At 54.7% G+C, this 23429-nt stretch carries 18 protein-coding genes and 1 pseudogene; 12 read left to right on the plus strand and 7 right to left on the minus strand.

Annotation, left to right across the window (positions count from 1 at the left end):
* Positions 1–98: 98 nt before the first annotated feature.
* The gene (locus KHU30_RS00535) at positions 99–1289 is read right to left on the minus strand and encodes a class I SAM-dependent methyltransferase (protein WP_211440713.1); all 1191 of its coding nucleotides are present in this window, start codon (positions 1287–1289) and stop codon (positions 99–101) included.
* Between the two features lie 203 nt (positions 1290–1492).
* Here KHU30_RS00535 and KHU30_RS00540 point away from each other — a divergent pair, with 203 nt between their 5' ends.
* Positions 1493–2227, plus strand: coding sequence for a response regulator transcription factor (locus KHU30_RS00540; RefSeq protein WP_211440714.1), 735 nt, complete (start codon positions 1493–1495; stop codon positions 2225–2227).
* Positions 2228–2493: 266 nt separating this feature from the next.
* Here the strand turns inward: KHU30_RS00540 and KHU30_RS00545 are convergent, their stop codons facing one another.
* Together KHU30_RS00545 and KHU30_RS00550 are read right to left on the minus strand one after the other, a co-directional pair.
* Positions 2494–3522, minus strand: a complete 1029-nt coding sequence (locus tag KHU30_RS00545; protein WP_211440715.1) for an AraC family transcriptional regulator — start codon at positions 3520–3522, stop codon at positions 2494–2496.
* Between the two features lie 17 nt (positions 3523–3539).
* Complete coding sequence (locus KHU30_RS00550) at positions 3540–4643, minus strand: AraC family transcriptional regulator (protein ID WP_211440716.1); 1104 nt, start codon at positions 4641–4643, stop codon at positions 3540–3542.
* A 734-nt stretch (positions 4644–5377) separates the two neighbouring features.
* Here KHU30_RS00550 and KHU30_RS25610 point away from each other — a divergent pair.
* The 5 genes and pseudogenes from KHU30_RS25610 to KHU30_RS00570 all read left to right on the plus strand — a co-directional run.
* Positions 5378–5497: pseudogene (locus KHU30_RS25610) on the plus strand (ESPR domain-containing protein); the annotation flags it as partial.
* A gap of 288 nt (positions 5498–5785) precedes the next feature.
* Positions 5786–9694 (plus strand): YadA-like family protein, encoded by a 3909-nt coding sequence (locus KHU30_RS25615; protein WP_407928030.1) that lies wholly within the window; start codon positions 5786–5788, stop codon positions 9692–9694.
* Positions 9695–10023: 329 nt separating this feature from the next.
* Complete coding sequence (locus KHU30_RS00560) at positions 10024–10503, plus strand: transposase (RefSeq protein ID WP_211440717.1); 480 nt, start codon at positions 10024–10026, stop codon at positions 10501–10503.
* A gap of 128 nt (positions 10504–10631) precedes the next feature.
* The gene (locus KHU30_RS00565; RefSeq protein WP_211440718.1) at positions 10632–11072 is read left to right on the plus strand and encodes a four-helix bundle copper-binding protein; all 441 of its coding nucleotides are present in this window, start codon (positions 10632–10634) and stop codon (positions 11070–11072) included.
* Between the two features lie 606 nt (positions 11073–11678).
* Positions 11679–11993: a hypothetical protein gene (locus tag KHU30_RS00570; RefSeq protein ID WP_211440719.1), complete on the plus strand. Its 315-nt coding sequence runs from the start codon at positions 11679–11681 to the stop codon at positions 11991–11993.
* A gap of 193 nt (positions 11994–12186) precedes the next feature.
* On the opposite strand, the gene KHU30_RS00575 is transcribed toward KHU30_RS00570, so the two are convergent.
* On the minus strand, positions 12187–15198 hold the full coding sequence (locus KHU30_RS00575; RefSeq protein ID WP_211440720.1) for a transglycosylase domain-containing protein: 3012 nt from the start codon (positions 15196–15198) through the stop codon (positions 12187–12189).
* A gap of 301 nt (positions 15199–15499) precedes the next feature.
* Between KHU30_RS00575 and KHU30_RS00580 the strand changes: the two genes are divergently transcribed.
* The 3 genes from KHU30_RS00580 to KHU30_RS00590 all read left to right on the plus strand — a co-directional run bounded on the left by KHU30_RS00580 (position 15500) and on the right by KHU30_RS00590 (position 17055).
* Entirely contained in the window at positions 15500–15691 is a 192-nt protein-coding gene (locus KHU30_RS00580) for a hypothetical protein (protein ID WP_211440721.1), read from the plus strand.
* Positions 15692–15891: 200 nt separating this feature from the next.
* The gene (locus tag KHU30_RS00585; protein WP_211440722.1) at positions 15892–16569 is read left to right on the plus strand and encodes an alanyl-tRNA editing protein; all 678 of its coding nucleotides are present in this window, start codon (positions 15892–15894) and stop codon (positions 16567–16569) included.
* 57 nt (positions 16570–16626) lie between these two features.
* A complete protein-coding gene (locus tag KHU30_RS00590; RefSeq protein ID WP_211440723.1) occupies positions 16627–17055 on the plus strand; it encodes a hypothetical protein in 429 nt (142 codons plus the stop codon).
* Between the two features lie 133 nt (positions 17056–17188).
* On the opposite strand, the gene KHU30_RS00595 is transcribed toward KHU30_RS00590, so the two are convergent.
* The 3 genes from KHU30_RS00595 to KHU30_RS00605 all read right to left on the minus strand — a co-directional run bounded on the left by KHU30_RS00595 (position 17189) and on the right by KHU30_RS00605 (position 20070).
* On the minus strand, positions 17189–17866 hold the full coding sequence (locus KHU30_RS00595) for an HAD-IA family hydrolase (RefSeq protein ID WP_211440724.1): 678 nt from the start codon (positions 17864–17866) through the stop codon (positions 17189–17191).
* A 62-nt stretch (positions 17867–17928) separates the two neighbouring features.
* On the minus strand, positions 17929–19422 hold the full coding sequence (locus KHU30_RS00600) for a S41 family peptidase (RefSeq protein ID WP_230427137.1): 1494 nt from the start codon (positions 19420–19422) through the stop codon (positions 17929–17931).
* A 42-nt stretch (positions 19423–19464) separates the two neighbouring features.
* Positions 19465–20070 (minus strand): pyridoxamine 5'-phosphate oxidase family protein, encoded by a 606-nt coding sequence (locus KHU30_RS00605; protein WP_211440726.1) that lies wholly within the window; start codon positions 20068–20070, stop codon positions 19465–19467.
* A gap of 249 nt (positions 20071–20319) precedes the next feature.
* Between KHU30_RS00605 and KHU30_RS00610 the strand changes: the two genes are divergently transcribed.
* From KHU30_RS00610 to KHU30_RS00620, 3 genes are all read left to right on the plus strand, one after another.
* Positions 20320–21393 carry a serine hydrolase domain-containing protein gene (locus KHU30_RS00610; protein WP_211440727.1) on the plus strand — a complete coding sequence of 358 codons (1074 nt, stop codon included), beginning with the start codon at positions 20320–20322 and terminating at the stop codon, positions 21391–21393.
* A gap of 126 nt (positions 21394–21519) precedes the next feature.
* On the plus strand, positions 21520–22161 hold the full coding sequence (locus tag KHU30_RS00615; RefSeq protein WP_211440728.1) for a TetR/AcrR family transcriptional regulator: 642 nt from the start codon (positions 21520–21522) through the stop codon (positions 22159–22161).
* A 51-nt stretch (positions 22162–22212) separates the two neighbouring features.
* A complete protein-coding gene (locus tag KHU30_RS00620) occupies positions 22213–23415 on the plus strand; it encodes an MFS transporter (protein ID WP_211440729.1) in 1203 nt (400 codons plus the stop codon).
* The last annotated feature ends 14 nt before the right edge of the window (positions 23416–23429 follow it).

The following is a 23429-nucleotide window of genomic DNA, read 5'->3' on the forward strand; positions in this document are numbered from 1 at the left end:
CGTTGCCAAGATCGTCGCTGATGAACGGATCCTGGCTCTCGGCCAAGCTTGTGAAGCAAAGCTGCTATTTGACCTGCTGCCCGAATTTTCTGAGTTACTTATGTTGTTTGCGTGTCAGCGCGAAGAGATGGTCTGATCGCCCCATACCCAATCAATTTCAATACATCGCTCGTGAGTGTTTCACGATCAATTTGGCTTAAATTCACGAGTTCACGAATTGTCAGAAGAGAAGTTGGGGCAACGCGCGTTACTTCAGCGAAGCATCGAGTGATCTCATTGTTGAGGTCGAATCCGGTCTTTACATCTGGATGCTTATACCTGTTCGGCGCCTCAGCTGTTGGCGCAGGCGACAGGAACGTTTGCCACTGCAGGGAAGGGGACCACAAGTCGGGGCGTTGGCGATCTTGCCATCTGACGAATAGTGAATATCTGTGGCCGCCGCCAAGGTCGTCGTGTACTTCAGTAGCGGCGATTCGTGCAGTCGATGTCGCCGCCGACTGAATAAGTTCTGGAGCAAGAGAGCATGCGAATCCTATTCCTGCAGGAGCAAGCACCTGCTCCAGATATGCAGTTTTCAGCGGCCGCCAGTTAGGGTTCAGGATTTCGTGATAGATCAGCACCGCGTGACGGCCCATCGCGAGTTCGAACGCATATTTTTCAATATTGGATGTTGCGTTTGATTGGTAACGTGCCTCGAGCTCCGACAGCACCAGGCGCGCCTGGTGGATTGCTTCGTGTGGTGGTAGATCGCATGGGACTTTCTCTCGGACCATCGCGAATAGTGATTCCTCCGCTATTGCTCGCGATCCGGTGTAATGACCTATCACCACGACGCCACCGGGCTTCAGACAGCTCCGGATGAAGGCGTAGACGCGATCGGCAACTGCTAACGGGACACAGTACGCCAGGCCAACTGCATAGATCATGTCAAATTGACCGAGTGATGCTGGATCAAGCTCGAGCAGATCGGCACAAATGATCTGAACTCGATTGCCAAACAATTCAAGTCGTCGACGTGCCTCCGTGCAAGCAGTGAACGAGATGTCGATTCCTACTAACTCGGCCGATTCGCAACACTGGCCAATTCGCTCCAGAAGTGCGCCGCTTCCACAGCCGAGGTCGAGTGTTCGCGCACACCGACCCTGACCACCATACGCAATGGAACAGCTCGCTATCGTTACTGGCTTGAGCATCGGATCCGATTGATCGTCCGCACCGAAAAACGGCAACTGCTCATAATCAGATCCAATACCGGTACTGGTTTCGCGCATGTTTTCACTGGCAGCCATAACATAACTCCTATCTCGTGATCATACGGTTTGCGAGGTACAAGGGCTGAATAGAAGCACATCAATCTCAGGGATGTTGCATAAATTGCCAATTACTTAATTATTTTGCTAGACAAATTTACATTATGTCCTAGAGTAAATGTGCATGCGGATCTAAGGTGATAGATGCTCTTTATAAACTGTTCCATAAGGAAATTCTAAACATGAAAATCGCCATCCTTGAGGACGAACCAGAATACACAGATTTAATTTGCCAGGCGCTTCGCGCTACCGGTCTGATCTGCACTCCATTCCAAAACTGTAATGAGATATTGAAGGAGTTAAGGCGCGAGAGTTACGATATGCTGATTTTGAATTGGCATATGCCCGATCTTAGCGGATCCCAAATATTGGATTGGGTACGAAGAAAATTATCTAAGACCATTCCAGTTCTGTTTGTCTCGAGTTGTTCAGGTGAAAGTAGCTTAGTTGAAATTCTTGACGCTGGTGCCGACGACTATATACATAATCCAATTCAGCACAGTGAGTTGCTGGCGCGTGTCCGAGCATTGCTGCGCCGAGCCTATCCGCATCATCAAGCAACCGGGCAGATTGCGTTTAACGACTATTTATTCGATACGAACTCTGGCTGTCTGACTTTGGCGGGAAAGAAGATTGAGACTACGTCAAAGGATTTTTCCCTTGCATTATTACTTTTTCAGAACATGGGGCGAGCACTCTCGCGAAGCTATATTATCGAGGCAATATGGGCGCGAGATATTGAGATTCCTTCTCGGACGCTGGACACCCATATTTGTCGCGTTCGCAGCAAGCTGGAATTGCGGCCGGAAAATGGCTACCGTCTTGCGCCGGTTTATTGCTACGGTTATCGATTAGAGCGGCTCAATACGCTGCCCAACAAATCCAAGCAGATCACATCTAGCCCAAGGACAAGATGAAGGACGAGGGCAGTCGCCAAGTACGAGCCCTACGCCAATCACAATATCTATCGCCTTATTGGCACTTTCTTCGTTTGTTTTTGTGAACTCCAGCAGCGATTTATTCAGATGCATTTCCCCTGTCACGCGTTGTACCTGAGCCGAAAGGGACAGTGTTTTTACGAGCTTTTAGCGCAACTCGAAAAAAATACCAGCTCCAGGAATTATGTGCCGCTGGCGTGGAAATCACTGCAATGGATTGACGAAAAATAACGCAATTTTATTATTCAAGATTGAATATTTCGTTTATACGTATTGGGCGTTAATCCCGTCCAGCGCAAAAATGCGCGTTGAAATGTGCTTTGCTCGGAATAGCCAAGTAATTGAGCGACGTCAGACAGTTGCAATGTTGGATCTAGCAAATACTGTTTCGCCAATTGCTGACGAATTTCTTCAAGCAGCGCTCGGAAACTAGTATCGTATTGGTCCAAATAGCGACGCAATGTTCTAGGCGTTATATTAAGTTTGCTCGCGACGTTATCCAGCTCTGGCTCGCCTTCATGAATCTGGTTTGTGATGTAACGTCGAACCGACATTACGAATTCGTTTGCTTTCGGTAGTTGATCCAGAAGTTCATTTGCTTGCTTCTCTAATAGAGTGACCAATATAGGTTCTGGTTTCTTTAAGGAGAATGCCATCGAATACAATGGTGCGCGTACGGTGGTTGCGACTTGATTAAAAAGTACATCACATCCAAAGAAGTCCCTATAGGCATCTGGACAAAGCGGCTCCGCGCTGATAAAACACACTTCCTTCCATTCTATATCTTGACTAGATATGGACTTGGAAAATTGGTGAAGTGCTGCAATACCAAACTCACGCCATCTCTGTTCCCCAGAAATTACTCCTGGCGGCCATTTAAGCACAATATCGCTTCCATCAACAGCCGCTTCCATGGGGTACTGGTTCTCTTCGATCACAAGACGTTCGTATGCCTGCAGACGTTGCAGCGATGCGCCAAGATTTGGACACGACGCGAATATGTATCCAACGACTCCAAAATGGGCGGGTGTAATCGTTGCCCCCATGTGCAAGCCCAGAAGGGGATCTCCCAGGTGTGCTGCAGCACATCCCATATGGGAGATCCAGCGCTCCATTGGGTAACGAAATAGAGTGCGATCGATCTCGCTAGGCGCTGGCTCATTTAATAGCTTTGACGCATCAACTCCCTGATTTTTTAAATACTCAAAAAGCACACGCATAAAAGCGCTGGATACAAAGCCCTGTGCATATATATTTAATTTAACTGCTTCCATGATTAGATTATAAGAAGCTATAAATCTTGGCTCAGCCCGAGGGGTTCAGTTCCAAAGTGGGTCAATTTTGGATGCAAATCGACAAATTGGCATTGGATACTTCGTCGATATACGTTTGGCGTTGACCCTGTCCAGCGCAAAAAAGCACGTTGAAATGTGCTTTGCTCGGAATAGCCAAGTAACTGAGCAACGTCAGACAGTTGCAATGTCGGATCTAGTAAGTATTGTTGTGCCAAGTGCTGACGAATTGCATCAAGCAGCTCTCGGAAACTCGTGTCGTATTGGTCAAGGCGGCGGCGTAATGTTCTTGGCGTTATGTTCAGTCTACTCGCGACACCGTCCAACTCAGGTTCGCCTTCATGAATTAAGCTTGTTATGCAATGTCGAACTGACATCACGAACTCGTTCGCTGTAGGTAGCTGATTTAGGAATTCATTTGCTTGCTTCTCTAACAGAGCTATCAATATGGGCTCTGGCTTCTTTACGGGAACAGTCAACGAATGCAGTGGTACGCGCACGCTAGTTGCGACTTGATTAAAAAGCACTTCACAATTAAAAAAATCCCTATAGGCATTTAGGGATGACGGCTCGGGATTAATAAAACACACTTGCTTTAGTTTGACATCCTGACTGGATATGGACTTGGAAAATTGCAGAAATGTAGCAATGCCAAATTCATGGTTCAGTCGCCCATGTCCCCCGGAACTTCCCCCAGGCCATTTAAGCACAAGATCGCTTCCGTCAAAAATAGGAGCTTCCATGGGATGTTGATCTATCTCCTGCACAAGGCGCTCGTATGCTTGCAGACGCAACAGCGATGCGCCAAGAGTGGGGCACGACGCGAATATGTAGCCAATGACTCCAAAATGCCCCGGCGTAACTGTTTTCCCCATGTGCAATCCTAATAGGGGGTCTCCCAGGTGAGCTGCGGCACATTGCAAGTGAGAGACCCAGCGTTGCAGCGGGTAGCGAACTAGAACTCGGTCGACCTCGTCCGGTGCCGGCTCATTTAATAGCTTTGAGGCATCAATTCCCTGATTTTTTAAATACTCAAAAAGCACACGCATATAGGCACTGGATACAAAGCCCTGCGCAAATGTATTTAATTCAGTTGTTCCCATGATTTGGATTATATGACGCGATCAGTACCGATCAAATCGTCGCTCATTTTCGCATTGAAAATACAACAAATTTCTCATAGGCAATTACTTTTCGCCGAATTTGACAATTGTTTACGATTGATTTTGGCGAGTACCAATGTTTCCCTTCGGGAATATAAGTGTGTTTTATGAAATGATATAAACGATTGTTTCGAAAATAATTCGCTGGCTTAATTTTCGCCATTTCCTCTATGAGTTCCATCCTTCAGTTGACATTATTTATAAATTTTTCCTGAGTTTTCGGTGATCGTCGAGAGTCATCGCTCTTCATCTATCGACTGCGGGAAGCCAGAAAAATTTTTCAAGCAGGAAGCTAGTGGCCATAAATGCTAATTGATTGTCCATTACTGCCAATATTTCCCGTTTTGCTCCCGCCTACTATCCGACTCGTAAGTCGATGTCATTTCTAGTCAAATTTAAAGGTGTTCGTGCCTTTCCATTTGCCAAGGCTTGAAATCCTTATTGATCAATTTCCGAGCCATTAAGAAAAAATGCATCTTTGATATCGATATAACTTGCATTGAGTCCGGCTAATCAAAGCTACGTACGTGAAAAATATCAGTTGGAAAATGAAATAGAAAATTTTCTCAGGAAAACACGGTTTGATTTAACTGATGCTCTCCCTATGTCAACACGTACCAATGAATACGTTTAGCTGAATTACAAAACAACTTCAATTAGAAAGCGGTGAAAACGTGAACAAAATCTTTAGAGTTATTTGGAGCAAAGCTTCCGGGCAATGGTGCGTAGTTGGGGAGCAGGCAAAAAATCACGGCAAAGGAAGGAGTGAACACAAGGCAACGGTGGTGGGGAGTCTGGTCACCGTTGCCGTATTTGGAATGGCGTTTGGCAGTGAAGTGTACGCTGCCCAATCCTATGTGGGTGGGATCTTCACTGCCGTTGGCAATGGTACCGCTTGTAGCGATACCCAGTACCAAACTTATGGGGCGGCCAGCGGCTACGGCAATAGTGGAACCACAGATGACACTTCTACATCTTTGAGTTATTACGGATCGAGTGTTATTTGTGGTCACACTGACGCATCTACTCAAACTAATAGAATTCTTGCATACGCTAACAACGGTACGTCCAATGTTACCAACATGACGATCGGCGGGACATTGTATGTGAATACAGCCGCGCATCTCCAGAATGCGACGATCAATAATCTGACGGTCACCGGTGCTTTTACGATTCCTTACTTTGTGGCGAACACCAGTTTGGCGACCGGCACAGCCACTGGCACAGATTCGATTGCAGTTGGGATGGGCGGTACGTCTGCAAGTGGTTCCTCATCTTTAGCTATCGGTAATAACGCAGCCGCGTCTAATACGAATTCTATGGCCATCGGTGCAAATGCTACGAGTTCGATTGCAAACAGTGTCGCACTAGGTTCTGGTGCAAGCGTTGTTGCAGCCGGAGTGAATACTACGACAGCTAGCGTGGGAGGGGTAACCTACAGCGGTTTTGCCGGTACAACGCCGGCCACCGCAGGCGTCGTCAGCGTTGGAGCGACAGGCAGTGAGCGGCAAATCACAAATGTGGCGGCGGGGCAGATAACGGCGACATCAACTGATGCAATCAACGGTTCCGAATTGTATTCCGGTCTGAGTACAACCAGTAGTAACGTGTCGTCGTTGTCGACTTCGACCTCGACGGGGCTGAGCACGACCAACAGCAACGTCACTTCGTTGTCCAGTGGCCTCAGCACCACCAACAGCAACGTATCGTCGTTGTCGACTTCGACCTCGACGGGGCTGAGCACGACCAATAGCAACGTCACGTCGTTGTCTAGCGGTCTCAGCACCACCAATAGCAACGTGTCGTCACTGTCGACTTCGACATCGACCGGCTTGAGCACGACCAACAGCAACGTCACGTCGTTGTCCAGCGGTCTGAGCACGACCAACAGCAGCGTATCGTCACTGTCAACATCGACATCGACCGGCTTGAGCACGACCAACAGCAACGTCGCTTCGCTGTCCAGTGGCCTCAGCACCACCAACAGCAGCGTATCGTCGTTGTCGACTTCGACCTCGACAGGCCTGAGCACGACGAACAGTAACGTCACTTCGCTGTCCAGCGGCCTGAGCACTACCAACAGCAGCGTGTCTTCGCTGTCAACGTCGACTTCGACCGGCCTGAGTACGACCAACAGCAACGTCACTTCGTTGTCCAGCGGACTGAGCACGACCAACAGCAGCGTATCGTCACTGTCAACATCGACATCGACCGGCTTGAGCACGACCAACAGCAACGTCACTTCGCTGTCCAGCGGCCTGAGCACCACCAACAGCAGCGTGTCGTCGTTGTCGACTTCGACTTCGACCGGTCTGAGTTCGACGAACAGCAACGTCACTTCGTTGTCCAGTGGCCTTAGCACCACCAACAGCAGCGTATCGTCGCTGTCGACTTCGACCTCGACGGGGCTGAGTTCGACGAACAGCAACGTCACTTCGTTGTCCAGTGGCCTCAGCAGCACCAACAGCAACGTGACTTCGCTGTCCAGCGGCTTGAGCACCACCAACAGCAGCGTATCGTCGCTGTCGACTTCGACTTCGACCGGTCTGAGTACGACCAACAGCAACGTCACTTCGCTGTCCAGCGGCCTGAGCACCACCAACAGCAGCGTGTCTTCGTTGTCGACTTCGACTTCGACGGGGCTGAGCACGACCAACAGTAACGTCACTTCGCTGTCCAGCGGCCTGAGCACCACCAACAGCAGCGTGTCGTCGTTGTCAACTTCGACTTCGACGGGACTGAGCACGACCAACAGCAACGTCACTTCGCTGTCCAGCGGCTTGAGCACCACCAACAGCAGCGTATCGTCGCTGTCGACTTCGACTTCGACCGGCCTGAGTACGACCAACAGCAACGTCACTTCGTTGTCCAGTGGCCTGAGCACCACCAACAGCAGCGTGTCTTCGTTGTCGACTTCGACTTCGACGGGACTGAGCACGACCAACAGCAACGTCACTTCGCTGTCCAGTGGCCTGAGCACCACCAACAGCAGCGTATCGTCACTGTCGACGTCGACCTCGACCGGCTTGAGCAGCACCAACAGCAACGTGACTTCGTTGTCCAGTGGCCTGAGCACCACCAACAGCAGCGTGTCTTCGTTGTCGACTTCGACTTCGACGGGGCTGAGCACGACCAACAGCAACGTCACTTCGCTGTCCAGCGGCCTGAGCACCACCAACAGCAGCGTGTCTTCGTTGTCGACTTCGACTTCGACCGGCCTGAGTACGACGAACAGCAACGTCACTTCGCTGTCCAGCGGCCTTAGCACCACCAACAGCAACGTATCGTCGTTGTCGACTTCGACCTCGACCGGCCTGAGTACGACGAACAGCAACGTCACTTCGCTGTCCAGTGGCCTCAGCACGACTAACAGCAGCGTGTCTTCGCTGTCGACTTCGACTTCGACCGGCATGAGCACGATGAACAGTAACGTCACTTCGCTGTCCAGTGGCCTGAGCACCACCAACAGCAGCGTATCGTCGCTGTCGACTTCGACCTCGACTGGCATCAGCACGAACACCAGCAACATCGGTTCGCTGTCGACGGGTATTTCCTCTTTGTCGACTGGAGTTGCCAACTCTGTTCAGTATGATAACCCTGGTCACACTAGCGTTACGTTAGGAGGGGTTGGTGCGACAACACCCGTGACTCTCACCAATGTAGCTGCTGGCGTGAACCCAACCGATGCCGTGAACTACAGCCAGTTATCGTCTTTGTCTACTTCGGCGTCGACGGGCATCACTTCACTGTCAACCGGTTTAAGTACGACGAACAGCAACGTGACATCGTTATCGACCTCGACATCGACAGGGATCAGTACGGCGCAAAGCGGCGTAAATTCGCTGTCAACGGGTTTGAGTACGACTAACAGCAATGTGTCGTCCTTATCGACATCGACTTCGACGGGATTGAGCACAGCAGCAAGTGGTATTACTTCGCTGTCAACCGGCCTGAGTTCCACCAACAGCAGCGTATCATCCTTGTCGACGTCAACGTCAACCGGCTTGAGCTCGGCGACGAGTGGCATCAATTCGTTGTCAACTGGTGTTGCATCAATATCAACCGGGCTGGGGCAGCTGACTTTGCTCTCAACAAGCATGACCGGCGTCGTTTCATTGTCGACAACATTGAAGCCACTCGCAGATGCGTCAACTGCCGCCGCAGCGAATGGTGCGACGATAGGCGCTACGACAATCGGCGGTGCGAATAGCGACGGTACAGTACAGACTCGTGGCGCAAACGGGACTGTAGTTAAAAACGTGACGCCGGCGACCTGCAGCACGGTGAAGGGGGTGGATGCGACTGGTTCTGGTTTGTGCGCGCAGGCTACCAAGGACGGCGCAACGGCATTTGGTTCGAACGCACAGGCAACTGATGCCAATACCACTGCCGTAGGGTTCCGCGCTTTAGCTTCGCAGGCTGGATCGGTGGCGATCGGAAATAACGCCCAGGCAACTGGCGATCCTACTGTCGCGATAGGTCAAAATTCACTGGCTTCAGGTAATAATTCTGTCGCGACCGGCGCGGGCGCTCAAGCCACCGGGGACAATTCTGTTGCCACCGGCGCGGGAGCCCAAGCCACAGGGGGCAATTCGGTGGCGCTGGGTGCAGGTTCTATAGCGGATCAAGCCAATACAGTATCTGTTGGATCCCCTGGAAGTGAGCGTCGTATCACCAACGTGGCGGCTGGTGTCAATCCAACTGACGCCGTGAATGTCTCTCAATTGAATGCCGTGCAAAATCAAGTTGGTGACGTTCAGCGCATCGCATATAGCGGAGTCGCAATGGCTGGGGCTTTGGCTGGTCTTCCGCAAGTTGACTATGGTAAGACATTTGCATTAGGTGCAGGAATCGGTAGTTATGCTGGTTATACGGCGCTTGCTATCGGGGCTAGTGCTCGTGTCAATCCAAGCACCGTCATAAAATTCGGTGTCAGTACAACCTCCGGTACTCGTACACTGATTAATGCAGGTGTGGGGTATTCCTGGTAGGGCGAGACCTAAATTGATCAGATGCAGGTTGGAGGATCGGTAAAGCCAGGGTGAATTTGAGAATTATCTAGCCTGGCAAAATTTATTCTGTAATTTGAAAAAGATCAATTTCTGCGGATGATAAAGGTGGGCTTCATTTTGGGGCCCACCTTTTATGTGCATATTTATACCCTCTTCACCGGAAAAATTTCTTCTCATTTAAGAACTGCAGAAATTTAGCGCGATTTGTTGAATCTGACTTTTGATTATTGCGCTGTGATGCCAGTTAATTCCTGGCTAGTGGATTGCAAGAGGTGGGTGGGTTTGAAAATGTGGAAATGAGATTGTTAATGATTAATTCTAAATGTGAATCAGGCGCCAAACTTAGAGACGATCAATGGGAAAAACTGAGGCTCCTGATGTTAGGAAAAATCGGAGATCCTGGGAGCCATGCTCGTGACAACAGATTGTTTATTGAAGCCGTATTGTGGTTTGTCTCTGATACGAATGTTTGGGCGGATTTGCCGCCAAAATTTGGAAAATGGAACGCTATCTACATGCGTGTTAGACGGTGGTACGTAAGTGGGCACTGGCAGCAACTGGCTGAAAATTTACGTGACGATCAAGACTTGTGCAAGTTAGTGAAAAAAATTATTGCCCATTGCGATCATCAAAAAAAAATGCGTGAAGAAAGAAATACCAGGAAAGCGAAGCGAGAAACCAATCGCATATCTCATGCAATGCCGCGAATTAACGCGAAAGAGTCTACTTCCTTGACGGAGGGTTCGACATCCCATTGGCTTTCGTTGATAGAAGTTAGTACGAAATAGTTATTAGAAGACTGACTTCCGCGTGGAATGAATCCTTGGGGGAGGGCAGGCTTGCTGTTGATTTTCGTCTAAAACCGATTGGAGAAATTCTCTGATATGATCAAATCCTCAATTTCCTGGGGGCAATCATGAACAGACGTGACGTGATTACGAAAGCTGGCGCGATTGCGCTGGCTGGATTGAGTAGTGCCGCGATGGCCGACGATATGGCTCATGATCATCACCATATGCAAGGCGGCCTGTACCAGCCCTTGGTGGACACGACTGCCGACTGTGTCGCTAAGGGGCAGGCTTGCATTAGCCACTGCTTCGACCTCCTCGGTCTGGGGGAAAAGGAGATGGCCGCATGCGCCAAGTCTGTCAATCAGATGCTAGCGCTGTGCGGAGCACTTGAAAGCCTGGCGAATCAGCAGTCCAAGCATGTTGCCGCATTGGCTGCGCTGACCATGGATGCCTGTCAGGCATGTGAGACGGAATGCCGCAAGCACGAGATGAAGCATGCTGTCTGCAAGGCTTGCGCCGATTCCTGCGTCAACTGCGTCAAGCAATGCAAAGCATTCTCCACCTGAATATTTCCTGAATATTTTCGGTATGCGGGCCGAGGTAGTGCAGTCCTCGGCCTTACTGCAGATGAAGCCGCAGATGAAGCGCACGCCGATGGGTAAGAGTTGGGCGACGATGGGTGCTGATCATTCGAACACGATCGAAAAAACCTCCCTCGCGCAAAACTGTGCGGTAAGATCCATTTTCATATGCACGCCATTGCTGTATCTAGAAAAATTGATGGCGGATATTTGAGTCGATTCTGTTACGCCGCGGTCACTTTGCAGATAGCACTGGAACGCGTGAATCTCCTCAAGCATCAGACGTTTTCAAAGCCTCGCTCCTTCATTGGTTCGAGGCTTTGTGTTTTTGTGTCCGAGACATATCAGCAGTCTGGAGAGATTGCGGGTGTGGTCGGCCTATCATATTTAACAGGTGTTTTTCCAATTTATTGAACTACTCTGTATTGGTTGCATCGCGCATTGCAATCTCCCACCGTGATCGAATAATCGCGATCTCAAGTCGTGCGGGGACTATCGGATCACGGTGCAACGGCTAGACCTCGTACTGTCGCTACGGCGACAATTTATTTTATGCGGCTGCACTTGACAAATAACTGGGAGGAAATTGCGATGACTGTTCTTACCGTAAAATTTGCTGTGTATGGTGCCCTCAATGGTGGGAATCAAGACCAAAGTCAGGTTGTAAATGTGCAGGAAGTACTACAAGCGGCCATAAATCGAAACCAAGGGATTGTGACCATCAACAACACAACCATGGGTGGAGATCCATCCTTTGGAAACGGGAAGCACTTCGGCGCGACGGTGACTCTTGACTCCGTTGATCGTTATTTTGCCTGTGCCGAGGGTCAAACGATCGATTTCTTCCATACCAAAGCTGCCGGACAGAATACGCGTAAAGTAGCTTTGAGTGAGGTGACAGGCTAGTCTGACGGCCAGACGCCCGGATGAAAAGTGTATCGAAGCCTCGCGCCTCCCTGTCGGCCCGGGGCTTTTTCTTTCTCTGGTTGTAAGGAGCAATTGCTGCTGTAATAAGCTGTCAATAGGCATAGAGAATTGGCTTGGCAGGACTATATTATCCCCCGCCAAATGATCTGTTCTGAAAATGGGGGGATTACCCCTATGGCCGGGCACATTCGTGCGGCTGGCGGCCAGCCTCGTTATAGCCAAGGCCATGCATCAGTGTCGGGGCCAGCACTTTGAGAATCTGCACCGTCAGGGCGCTGGTGAATTTGTATTCCCCCGCCTTGGGCCCCGCCACATATGCCATCACCGTGCCGAAATATTGATCGCCAATGTAGAACACCAATACCCCCGAACGACTAACCACTCGTTCGGAAATCAGCCCGCCGCCCTTGGCGAAAGTCTTATAACGGTTATCGCCTGTACCGGTCTTCCCGCCTACCGTTATTTGCGTTCCATTCGCTGACTTGAAGGCTCCAGCCAGCCTCTTGGCTGTTCCCATCTGGACTACTTCGGCCAGGACCGGACGCAGCAGCAGCGGGATTTCCGGTGTCAAGACGCGTTCGCCGCTGCTGGCGGTACGGGCCAGTGTTGTTTCATATGGCGTGCCGTTGCCGAACTGCAGGCGCTCGATGCGCACCGTTGGCAGGCGCAAGCCTTGATTCTCGATAATTCCCATCAATTCCGCCAACGCGTCCGGGCGATCCGCAGAGGCGCCGATGGCCGTCCCATATGACGGGACCAGCGATTCGAACGGATACCCCAGGCGTGCCCACGCCTTGTGGATTTCCTGGAAGCCTTCTACTTCAAGCAATTGCTTTATGCGTTTGTCCTGCGCATTCTTATGACGGGTCTTGAACAGCCATTTATAGACTTCTTGCCGCTCGCCGGCGCTTGCTGCGAAAGCTTGCGTGAGCGTGGCGTCCGGATATTTTCGCAGGTAGCCGACCATCCATAATTCCAGCGGGTGTACGCCGGCCAGATAACCGCGATCAGAGAGATCGAATCGCTGCGGAGCGGATTCATCGTAGAGCTTGCTCAGCATCTCGTCGCTGAGGCCGACCGCAGGCAGGTAGGTGTTGGCGAATTGAGTGAATCGGGCAGGGCTGTCCTGCGGCGCTATGGTCCTGAAAATCATTGCCAGGCGTTTGAGGGTTGGATGTATGCCCTGGATCAGGATGCGTTCCTGCTCTTCAATGCTTTTGTTGCGGTATTTGCTGTAGAAGTGCGATATGAATGTGCGCCCCTCGGTATCGGCAAAGCGCTGCAGGTATCCTTTGCGGTCGGGTGTATCAATGTTCTCCAGCAGCTGTGCGCTCGAACCCGGCACCTGGTACATGTAAAAATGCACGATATCGCGCATCAGTCGTACAAACACCAGATTAACCGAATGCCGGAACCCTTCGCGCACAGTGAAGTTCTGGCCATTTTCGAATTTCTCGAAATTTTCGAAATGCTGCATGCCGCCGCCGGTGGAGAACCATTCGCCCGGATTGCCAGAGTACTTGCGCTCCAGAGAGGCTTCCAGCATTGCGGCCAGGCTGCGCTCTGGTGTTTGTGCAAGATAATCGAGCGCCCAGCGTCGGATGGGGTCCTGCTGCGCCACGCTTATTTTTTTCAGCTCTTGCCGGTCGAGGGCGGCGTACCGGTGGTGCAGGTCGGCGACGATTTCAAGGTAGGTGATTAGCGTGCGCAGCTTGGCTGTAGAGCCGAGATCGAGCTTGATACCTTTGTTGATGTCAAGCGGCTGGTCGAAATTGTCTGTCTGCACACGTACGCGATTTCCCCCCGGGGTGCGTTCGAACAGCGTAAAACTGTAAGTCACGCCGCGCGGATCGCCTTGCTGGAGCAATTGAGGTTCGATCAAGCCTGCTGTCCTGGCGTTTGCCGGGTCGCGCAATTTATACAGCTCAGCAGTTACGTCCTGTTGTAATCGGGAGTCTAGCGCGCTGTCGACAACGAGATCCAGGCGATCGAGGTCATACATGCGCGGCACGCTTAGCAGCGATGCCAGATTTCCCCGTACGGCGTTGACCCCTTTGCGTTCAGCGGGCCGCCAGGATGGCCGCGGGTCTTTACTGTGCGGCTTGAGTGATTGCGCCAACGCCGCGTCGCGCAGCGCAGTGGTGATCACTCCCGCATTGGCCAACAGGCGCAGGTGAGAGTCGGTGAGCGTTTCCAGTTCATCGATGTGAGCCTGATAGTAGGACGGGCTGCGCTGCGAAATAAACAGGCTGAGCACTTCCTTGTAGGCTAGCGCGCGCATCGAAAGAGGGGCTTGGGAATGATCGGCCAGCAACAAATTGACTTGTTTGAAATCGCGGCCATACCACGCCCATAAGCCGTCACCCACACCGTTGATTTCGCCGAAGCCGGCGCGCGCTCCTAATGGGACGGTGTTCACATAATGGGTCACCAATTGGCGGCGTACTTCGGTTGTGTCTTCGCCATAGAGATAGGCGCGCACTGAGGCGGAGATCATCTGGCGCAGTTTTTCCGTGGCGGATCCAGTGCGTCCGTCGGGAGAATGTCGATATTTCTCGATCTGGGTGGCCAATGTACTGCCGCCGGGCGATTCAGAATTGGGGTGGAACAAATGCACGGCGCGATCCCATATTGCGTGGGAAAAGCGCCCCCATTCGACAGCAGGGTTACGCTGCGGCTGGCTGGCGTCGAGCAGGGTCCGGTTTTCAATATACAGGAGAGAACTGGTTAGCAAGGGCGGGATGGCGGCGAAACTTGAGTAGATCCGTTCCGGGAAGACCGGGGCGTAAATAGGCAGTCCGTTGCAGTCCAAGATTGTCAGGCCAGCCTGATCCTTTTCCGGATAAGGAGCGTACAAGCCGCGTTTGATCAGTTCGCCCATTCGCGGCGACAGGCGAGCTTGTTCAGTCACGGCATATTCAAGCCCATCCAGCCGTTCCTGGTAGGTCTGCAATTGGGTGTAGCCCAGACGTTGATCATAGGGGCCCGCATTCGGGAACAGGATCGATCGGCTCGGGCCGGGTCCTGCGTGAAAATTTAGCTCATTTCCCAGGCGCGCCAGATAGCTGGCTTGCAGCCTCGAGGTGCGTAGCTCGTCGGCGACGAAATACATCATCACCGCGATCAACAGCAAGATCGCGAGGAGAATAACGAGCTTCACAAAACGTGGACGCTTTCTCAGCATGGCTTGGTCCGGTAGACTCTGCGCGATGGAAACGGTTAAATCTTCATGTATCCTAACCTAGGCTTGATGGATGCCAACTGCATTTTTGCCAGAATGTGCCTGCTTTTCATTATAGCCGCACATTCGTTCGTCAATATCCGTCCGCAGCTCATCACACGGCTGCTCGCGCTTGTCGCGATGAGTGCGGTGCGTTCTGCTCGAGTGCCGGAACAACGCCCAAGGCTTCAACGACATCAGTTTTAATTTGGGTTATCCATACGAAGGCATCAATCGCGTCAGCTATACGGGGCAGGAGTTCTGGATGATGTATTCCAATCCGGCATTCCGCAACAAGGTCTATTTCACCGAGGGAATCGTCGTCGCCGATGGAAGCAATGTCGATAATTTCCTGGCGTGGAATGGCGCGTCCGTCCGCTGGAACGACCCCCGCTGGAAATCGGACCGCCTTTGCTCCCGCGCCATATCGCTTTCAGGATTTGGTGGATCTCAATAACAACCGGAATTTCTACCAAAACATCATGCCTGCGTTTCAAAACCATTATGATCAGAGGATCTTGACATACAGGCAGTGGCAGCTACGCTGACAGATTCCGGGTTGTCGAACGGAATCGCGATGCAGGCAAGCGCGATGCGAAGCATGCATCGCGCCTGTTTAGCTGAGCAAGACAGCAGATCAATCGACGAATGTGAACCATGACACAGAAAATCTTTTGGCAAGATCCTTATCTGACCGAGCTGAAAACCGCTGTCGCCGCTGTACGCGGCGATCAGGTGTATCTGCAGTCAACGATTTTCTTCGCTTTCTCGGGCGGCCAGGAAAGCGATGCCGGCACCTTGGGCGGCTATCCGGTCCTGGCCGCGGCGAAGGATGGATTGGATATCGCCTACACGCTGCCGCCCGAACACACCTTGAAAGCAGGCGACCCGGTCGAATTGCGGATTGACTGGGACCGGCGCTATCGCCTGATGCGCCTGCATTTCGCGGCTGAAATGATTCTTCAGCTGGTGTACCAGCATTGTCCGGGCATCGAGCGCATCGGCGCCCACATTTCCGAGGACAAGGCGCGCATCGACTTCGCCCGCGATGACAGCATCGCCGTGCTGTTCCCCTTGCTTGAGCAGGAAGCCGGCGTTCTGGTCGCCGCCGGCAAGCCGATAGAAACAGACTTCACCGATCAACAGTCTCAACGCCGGTACTGGGAAGTCAAGGGCTTTGCCCGCATGGGTTGCGGAGGCACCCACCCCAGGTCCACCGCAGAAATCGGCAAGCTCACGTTAAAACGTAAGCGGCTTGGCAAGGGCAAAGAGCGCATCGAAATCACTTTGTCTTCCCGGGCGGAGGCGGATTTTGACTCGAACGATGTGCGCTAGCGTACATACAGCGGACGATGCACTACGGTAGATTTAAATCTCCAATCGGAGGCTATCATGTTAAATCGCCAGATTCACGTTTCTCCAGCACCCAATATTCCCGTTTGCAAGAGCGCTTGCCTGTCTGCCTTGACGCTGCTTGTCCTGAGCATGTCGCTTTCCGCCGCGACGGCAGGAGCTGCAAGCGATTCCACAGACGCCAACGCACGCTATCAGGCGGATCGCGCCCGTTGCATCAGCGGCCAGTCCAACCAGGACCGCGCGACATGCCTGAAAGAAGCTGGAGCGGCATTGCAAGAATCGCGAAAGGGGCGCCTGACTGACGACAAGGCGGCGGATCAGTCAAATGCCCTGTTGCGCTGCAATGCTCTTCCGGTGGACGACCGCGATGCGTGCCAGCGCCGCATGAATGGCGAAGGCACGACCAGCGGTAGCGCGCTGGAAGGCGGCATCAGCCGGGAGCTGACCGTGCCGGACAAAAAATAGGGTGTGCTGGACGCAACGTATCCCTAGAGAAGAAATGACTATGGCTCAAACAAAGGGTTTTCCGTATAAGGACATGCCGTGTTGCCGCGGCCGGAAAATCTGATGCACGGATCTGGCAGATCCTGATCCTTGATCAGGCGCCTCTTTCTTCAAGCAGCATGAAGCCATCTCCGTCCGTTTTGGCGAACATCGTTTCGTAGCCTTTGATAGACGAGTGAGGCGTATCCATCGGATGGAGATGCGTCGCCGTAACGACCATCACCGTGGCGCCTGCCGCTTCGCCGGCAGCAATGCCGACAGGGGCATCTTCGAATATCAGGCAGTCGCCGGCATCGACGCCCAGCCTGCTGGCCGCCAGCAGGTAGCAATCAGGATGCGGTTTGCCGGCCGCGACGTCCTCGGCCGTCACCAGGACGGCCGGCACGGGAATGCCAGCCGCTTTCATGCGGCGCGCCGCCAGATCCCTGGGGGCTGACGTCACCACGGCCCACTTGTCCGCTGACAGCGATTTCAGAAAATTTGCGGCGCCGGGCACTTCGACAATCCCTTCTACATCGGCAATTTCGGCCTGCGTAATGCCAATCGCTTCCAGTTCCGGATCAACGCCAGGCAATGCCAGGCGGGCGACCGTGTCAACTGCCCGCGCGCCGTGTATGGTCGGCAGAAAGGAAGCGACATCGAGACCGTGACGCACCGCCCATGCGCCCCAGATGCGTTCTGCCGCAGCGATGGAGTTGAGGATGGTGCCGTCCATATCGAACAGGAACGCGCTGTAACGGCCTTTGGCTGCCGATGAATTACTGCCAGACATTTCTTGTTTCCTTGAGGCGCAAATGGGGCTGTCATTATCACCGATATCGCTAGAACCGGAATTTATTGATCCAGTTTGATGCACGCCGGTTGCGCCGGCATGAAGCGCGGATTGACGCTCGCCACCTGCACCGGTTTGCCGGCCAGTGCATTCAAGGCTTGCTGCAGCTGCCAATCCTTGGCGCCGCCGAATTCCTTTTGCGGCAGCGCGCTTTTGTTCGGGTCCGGCTTGGCTTTTGCGCGCTGGTCGCGCTGGCGCTGGCGTTCTTTGCGCACATCGGCGAAGGGATCGGGGTTGGGCTTGCTGGCATAGGGCGCGCGCGGAATGTCGACTTCGCGGTAAATGAGCAGGACGCCCTCCATGTCGGCATCCTTGTGCGGTCCGACGATCCAGTCCGGCACCACGCCGTAGCCTTCCATCGGACAGCCGTTCGGCCGCAGGTTGCGGGCGTTGGTCCAGTTCAGGTAGGTGCCGTCGCGCGTGCCGATGCCGGTTTGCGCCATGCCTTTGCCATAGGTCGGCGTGCCCAGCAGCTTGGCGCGGCCGAGGTCCTTCAGGGCTGCCGCCGTGGCTTCGGCGGCCGAGGCGCTCTGGCCGTCGACCAGCACGATCAGCGGCACGCTGCGCCACCAGTCGTCTGCCTCCAGCGGCGCCAGCGGATCCCGGCCTTTCAGCACCGGCAGATCGTAGTCCGGCCAGTTAGTGCTGATGCGGTGCTGGATTTTGTCGTCGCGTAGCAGCGTGACCATTGCGGTCTTGTTGCGGCCGGCGAAGAGGCCGATGATGCCGATGGAGGCGTTCAGGGCGCCGCCGCCGTTGAGGCGCAGATCGAGGATCACGGCCTTGACCGGCGCGCCATTTTTCCGTGCCGTCTGCACTGTATCGATGTAGTCGCCGATGGCAGGTTCCGGAAAGCCGTTCATGCGCGTGTACAGTACGTCGCCCGGCAACCGTTTAGCGCTCGCCGGCCGTTGCTTGACGATGGCGCGCAGCAGCGTGAATTCAAGCCGCTGCTGCTTTGCGCCGCGCAGCAGCGTTAGCTTGAGCGGCGTGCCGACATCGCCGCCGGCATATTTTGCGATGTCGGTAGTGTTGATGCCGGCCATGCTGTTGCCGTCCATCGCTACCACGATGTCGCCCGTGCGCACGCCGGCCTGGGCCGCGGGAGCGTCCGGCACCACGTCGATGATATGCAGGCCGTCCGCCAGGGTCTCGAAGATGATGCCGATGCCGGGCGTGCCATTGCGGGTGCGCTCGTCCTTCTTTGCTTGCTCCTGCTGTTCCTCGGCATTCATGAATTTGGCGTAGGGCAGGGTTTTGACGCCCAGGCGGATGGTTTCGTCGAGAAAGGCGGGGACGTCGATCTCTGTCAGGTGATCTTTCTTGAGTATTTCCACCACCGACTTCAGTTCGCAGATCTGCGGTTCCCAGTCAGGAGGGCAGGGCGATGGCTCGGCGGCATGGGCCGGCGTGGAAAATGCCAGCGCGATGAGCACAGCGGCGAGTGCGGGCCGATGTCTGCCTGAGATGCCGCTGTCGCCAATCTTGCGGCCCATGGTCCGTCCAGGAAATACTGTCATCGGATGTGCATTCTTCACTTAATAGAGACTGGCCTGCACCCGCGCCGGCAGCTCGCGGTCATAGGTGTCGGCGTCAAAACCGCCGCTGCTGAGGCGCTTGAGCATGGCGCCGGGACTAGGGAAGCCGGCGGGTTCGGCCTGCTGTCCGGGATCCCACAGCTTCGAGCGCACCAGCGCCTTTGAGCAATGGAAGTAGACCGCCTCTATCTTGACGATGATCACTGTGCGCGGCAGCTTGCCGTCGATGGCGAATTTTTCCAGCATGGCCGGTTCCGCAGAGATTTCGGCGCGGCCGTTGACGCGCAAGGTTTCGCCGATGCCCGGTACGATAAACAGCAGTCCGACCCGGGCATCCCTGAGGATATTGCGCAAGGTGTCGATGCGGTTGTTGCCCGGACGGTCAGGGATCGCCAGTGTGCGTTCATCCAGGATCTGGACGAAACCGGGCAGGTCTCCCTTGGGCGAGCAATCCATGCCTTCCGGTCCGGAAGAGGCAAGCACCACAAATGGCGAAGCGTTGACGAAAGCCTGGTAATCCTGGTTCAGGTGGTCGATTTCCTTCCACAATGAACGCTCGTGAGGCGTGCCGTAAATTTGCTCCAGTTGCGCGATATCGGTCAGCATTGCGGTCCTCCGATGTTAAATTTGCAGCAATTTTACCGGGAAACCCCGCCGCCCGCCGCTGCCGGGGAGCGGCGGCATGCGCTCCCCGGTCGGGCGATGGACACCAGGCGGAGCTCGCAATTACACTATCTCGACTTTTGGCAATTCGGTGCCCGACAGCATCCTGCGCAAAGAGAATCGCAGGCTCGGGCAAAACGGCGTAGGCTGGCATTGGAAAGGCAAGGGGACACCATGCGTCGTTTGGCATTAATGCTTCTATCAAACCTGGCTGCCAGCCTGACGCTGGCAGCGCCGGCGCCGCCGGCGGGAGAGTTCGAGCAGCAGGCGCGGCTCGACCAGGACATTCCGCAGCTGCTGGAGCAGAATGCGATTCCCAGCGTTTCTATCGCTCAGATCAGAGGCGGCGCGGTGGTGCTGATCGCCGCCTATGGCGAGCAGGGCGACGGCGTGCCTGCCACGCCTGCCACGCTTTACAACGCGGCCTCGCTGACCAAGCCGCTGACCGCTGAAATCATCTTGCGGCTGGCCTCGAAAGGCGAAATTTCGCTGGATGAGCCGATGGACCGCTACTGGCTGGATCCAGACATCGCTGCCGACCCCCGCCACGCCTTGCTGACGCCGCGCCTGGCGCTCAGCCATCGCACCGGTTTCCCCAACTGGCGCGACAGCAAGGAGGGATTGAAGATCCTGCGCGAACCCGGGCTCAAGTGGAGCTATTCCGGCGAGGGCTATCAATATCTCGCGCATTTTGCCGAAAACAAGACCGGCCGGGATTTCGAAAGCCTGGCCCAGGCTTATCTGTTCAAGCCGATGGCCATGACCGAAACCGCCTATAGCGGCCGTGACTGGTTCAAGGGCCGCATCGCGGTCCCCGCCAACGCTGCCGGCAAGGCCTTGCAACCGCAGCTTGCCAGCCGTTTTAATGCAGCCGACCTGCTGTACACCACCGCCTATGACTACGGCTTGTTCATGGCCGGCGTGCTGGCCGATCAGGGCCTGAGTCCGGCCATCGCGCGCGAGCGGAGCAAGATCCAGGTCAGCATGATGGATGAAATGTGTCAGGGCAAGCTGGCCGAGAACTGTCCGCCCAACGCCGGCTTTGGACTGGGCTGGCAGATACTGGCATTCAAGGATGAAACGCTGCTGATGCATACCGGGAAGGACGAAGGCGTGTTCACCTTTGCCTATCTGAACCGGACCAGCCGCGACGGCGCGGTCATCCTGACCAATAGCGACAACGGCTACAAGATCGTGCTGCCGGTGCTGGAACGCCTCGACAGCAGCCCCGTTTTCCTGCGCTACCTGCGCGGGCAGATACAATAAGAGCGCTGCCGCGGCAGAAACCTCGGTATCCCAGGAATTCATGACCGCCAATCGTCAAGGGGTTTTCCGGCATTGCCGCGTGTAAAAAAACTTGATTATGGAAACGATTGCTTCCATAATCAATGCATGAAAACCGAAACCGTTTCATCGCATGCAAAATCGTCGCATGCAAAATTATCAACTCCGCGCGGACGCCCGCGCGAGTTCGACATGGATGAAATTCTGGATAAGGCTATCCCCGTGTTCTGCAGCCGCGGCTATCACGGCACGTCGATCAACGACCTTGCCGAAGGCATGCAGCTGACGGTCGGCAGCATCTACAAGGCGTTCAAGGACAAGCGCGGGGTGTTCCTGGCGGTGCTGGACCGCCAGTCTTCGCAGCGCGGCGCCGAGCTGGCCCAGGTGCTGGCAGCGGCGCAGTCGGGGCGCGACAAGGTACAGGCTGCGCTTGTGTTCTACGCCGAACTATCGCACGGCAGCAGGGGCAGGGAAGGTTGCCTGGTCGTCAGCACGGCAGTTGAGCTGGCGGCGCTTGATGCTGAGATCGGCGTGCGCGCCGCCCTGGCGATGCAGGGGCGCGAAGCGCTGCTGAACCAGCTGATCCGGCAAGGCAAGGGCGACGGTTCGATTCCGCCGCATATCGATAGCGCCGCCACCGGCCGCCTGTTGCTTTGCCTGTTGCAAGGACTGCGCGTGGTGGGCAAGACCGGCAAGACGCGCAAGGAAATGCTGGCGGTAGTCGATGCTGCCATGAAAATACTGTCGTAAATTTTTTTATCAATTTAGGAAATGATCGTTTCCATTATAAGGGGGAAGTAAATGGATTTGACTGCAACTGCCGCCGGTACGGCGACTGAAGAGCCGGCGGTTTCGTCGTGGATCACCTTGCTGCTGGCAACCGCCTGCGGCTTGATCGCGGCCAATATCTACTATGCCCAGCCGCTGGCCGGCCTGATTGCCGTTACGCTTGGGCTGCCGCCGTCAGCGGCGGGCCTGATCGTAACCTTGACGCAGCTTGGCTATGGCGCCGGCCTGCTGCTGATTACTCCGCTTGGCGACCTGTTCGAAAACCGGCGGCTGGTCCTGGTTTTGATCGGGCTGGCCACGCTGGCTTTGCTGGGAGCGGGACTGGCCTCTCATCCGGCGCAATTCCTGGCCGCCGCTTTGTTCATCGGCCTCGGTTCGGTGGCGGTGCAGGTGCTGGTGCCATACGCTTCGCACATGGCGCCGGAAGCGGTGCGCGGGCGCATGGTGGGAAATGTCATGAGCGGCTTGATGCTGGGCATCATGCTGGCGCGGCCGGCATCCAGTTTCATCACGCAAATGTCGTCCTGGCACGTGGTGTTTTTCCTGTCCGCCGGGCTGATGGTGCTGCTGGCGTTGCTGCTGTCGCGCACCTTGCCGCAGCGGATGCCGCCAGCCAAGCTGGCCTATGGCGCGCTGCTCGCTTCGATGTGGCAGCTGCTGCTGCGCACGCCCGTGCTGCGCCGGCGGGCGCTGTATCACGCTTTTCTGTTCGCTGCCTTCAGCCTGTTCTGGACCGCCACGCCGCTGCTGCTGGCAGGGCCGGTATTCCATCTGTCGCAGGGCGGCATCGCGCTGTTTGCGCTGGCGGGCGTGGCCGGCTCAGTCGCCGCGCCGATTGCCGGCAGGGTCGCCGACCGCGGCTGGAGCCGCCCGGCGACCGGAATGGCGATGCTGGCGGTGGCGCTCGCTTTCCTGATGACGCACGTCGGCCAGCAGGGTACGGCGCTGTCCCTTGGCTTGCTGGTGGCGGCCGCGATCTTGCTGGACTTTGGCGTCGCCGCCAACATGACGATAGGGCAGCGAGCGATCTTCATGCATGGCGCGAAATTCCGCGCGCGCCTGAACGGCCTGTACATGACGACCTTCTTCGCCGGCGGCGCCATCGGCTCCGCAGTCGGCGGCTGGACTTACGCGCAAGGCGGCTGGAGTCTCACGTCGTGGGTTGGTTTCGCGTTGCCGATCCTGGCCTTGCTTTACTACGCGACTGAGCCCTAAGCCAGGATGCGCCA

This window comes from Collimonas humicola (assembly GCF_018304945.1).
Taxonomy (GTDB): domain Bacteria; phylum Pseudomonadota; class Gammaproteobacteria; order Burkholderiales; family Burkholderiaceae_D; genus Collimonas; species Collimonas humicola.

Bases quoted from the DNA above. Each gene is read 5' to 3' on its own strand.
- KHU30_RS00570 (WP_211440719.1), top strand. From the start codon at position 11,679: ATGACTGTTCTTACCGTAAAATTTGCTGTGTATGGTGCCCTCAATGGT.
- KHU30_RS00545 (WP_211440715.1), bottom strand. From the start codon at position 3,522: ATGGAAGCAGTTAAATTAAATATATATGCACAGGGCTTTGTATCCAGC.
- KHU30_RS00605 (WP_211440726.1), bottom strand. From the start codon at position 20,070: ATGCTGACCGATATCGCGCAACTGGAGCAAATTTACGGCACGCCTCAC.
- KHU30_RS00600 (WP_230427137.1), bottom strand. From the start codon at position 19,422: ATGGGCCGCAAGATTGGCGACAGCGGCATCTCAGGCAGACATCGGCCC.
- KHU30_RS25615 (WP_407928030.1), top strand. From the start codon at position 5,786: ATGACGATCGGCGGGACATTGTATGTGAATACAGCCGCGCATCTCCAG.
- KHU30_RS00595 (WP_211440724.1), bottom strand. From the start codon at position 17,866: ATGTCTGGCAGTAATTCATCGGCAGCCAAAGGCCGTTACAGCGCGTTC.
- KHU30_RS00540 (WP_211440714.1), top strand. From the start codon at position 1,493: ATGAAAATCGCCATCCTTGAGGACGAACCAGAATACACAGATTTAATT.
- KHU30_RS00535 (WP_211440713.1), bottom strand. From the start codon at position 1,289: ATGGCTGCCAGTGAAAACATGCGCGAAACCAGTACCGGTATTGGATCT.
- KHU30_RS00615 (WP_211440728.1), top strand. From the start codon at position 21,520: ATGAAAACCGAAACCGTTTCATCGCATGCAAAATCGTCGCATGCAAAA.
- KHU30_RS00580 (WP_211440721.1), top strand. From the start codon at position 15,500: ATGATGTATTCCAATCCGGCATTCCGCAACAAGGTCTATTTCACCGAG.
- KHU30_RS00550 (WP_211440716.1), bottom strand. From the start codon at position 4,643: ATGGGAACAACTGAATTAAATACATTTGCGCAGGGCTTTGTATCCAGT.
- KHU30_RS00565 (WP_211440718.1), top strand. From the start codon at position 10,632: ATGAACAGACGTGACGTGATTACGAAAGCTGGCGCGATTGCGCTGGCT.
- KHU30_RS00585 (WP_211440722.1), top strand. From the start codon at position 15,892: ATGACACAGAAAATCTTTTGGCAAGATCCTTATCTGACCGAGCTGAAA.
- KHU30_RS00560 (WP_211440717.1), top strand. From the start codon at position 10,024: ATGATTAATTCTAAATGTGAATCAGGCGCCAAACTTAGAGACGATCAA.
- KHU30_RS00610 (WP_211440727.1), top strand. From the start codon at position 20,320: ATGCTTCTATCAAACCTGGCTGCCAGCCTGACGCTGGCAGCGCCGGCG.
- KHU30_RS00575 (WP_211440720.1), bottom strand. From the start codon at position 15,198: ATGCTGAGAAAGCGTCCACGTTTTGTGAAGCTCGTTATTCTCCTCGCG.
- KHU30_RS00590 (WP_211440723.1), top strand. From the start codon at position 16,627: ATGTTAAATCGCCAGATTCACGTTTCTCCAGCACCCAATATTCCCGTT.
- KHU30_RS00620 (WP_211440729.1), top strand. From the start codon at position 22,213: ATGGATTTGACTGCAACTGCCGCCGGTACGGCGACTGAAGAGCCGGCG.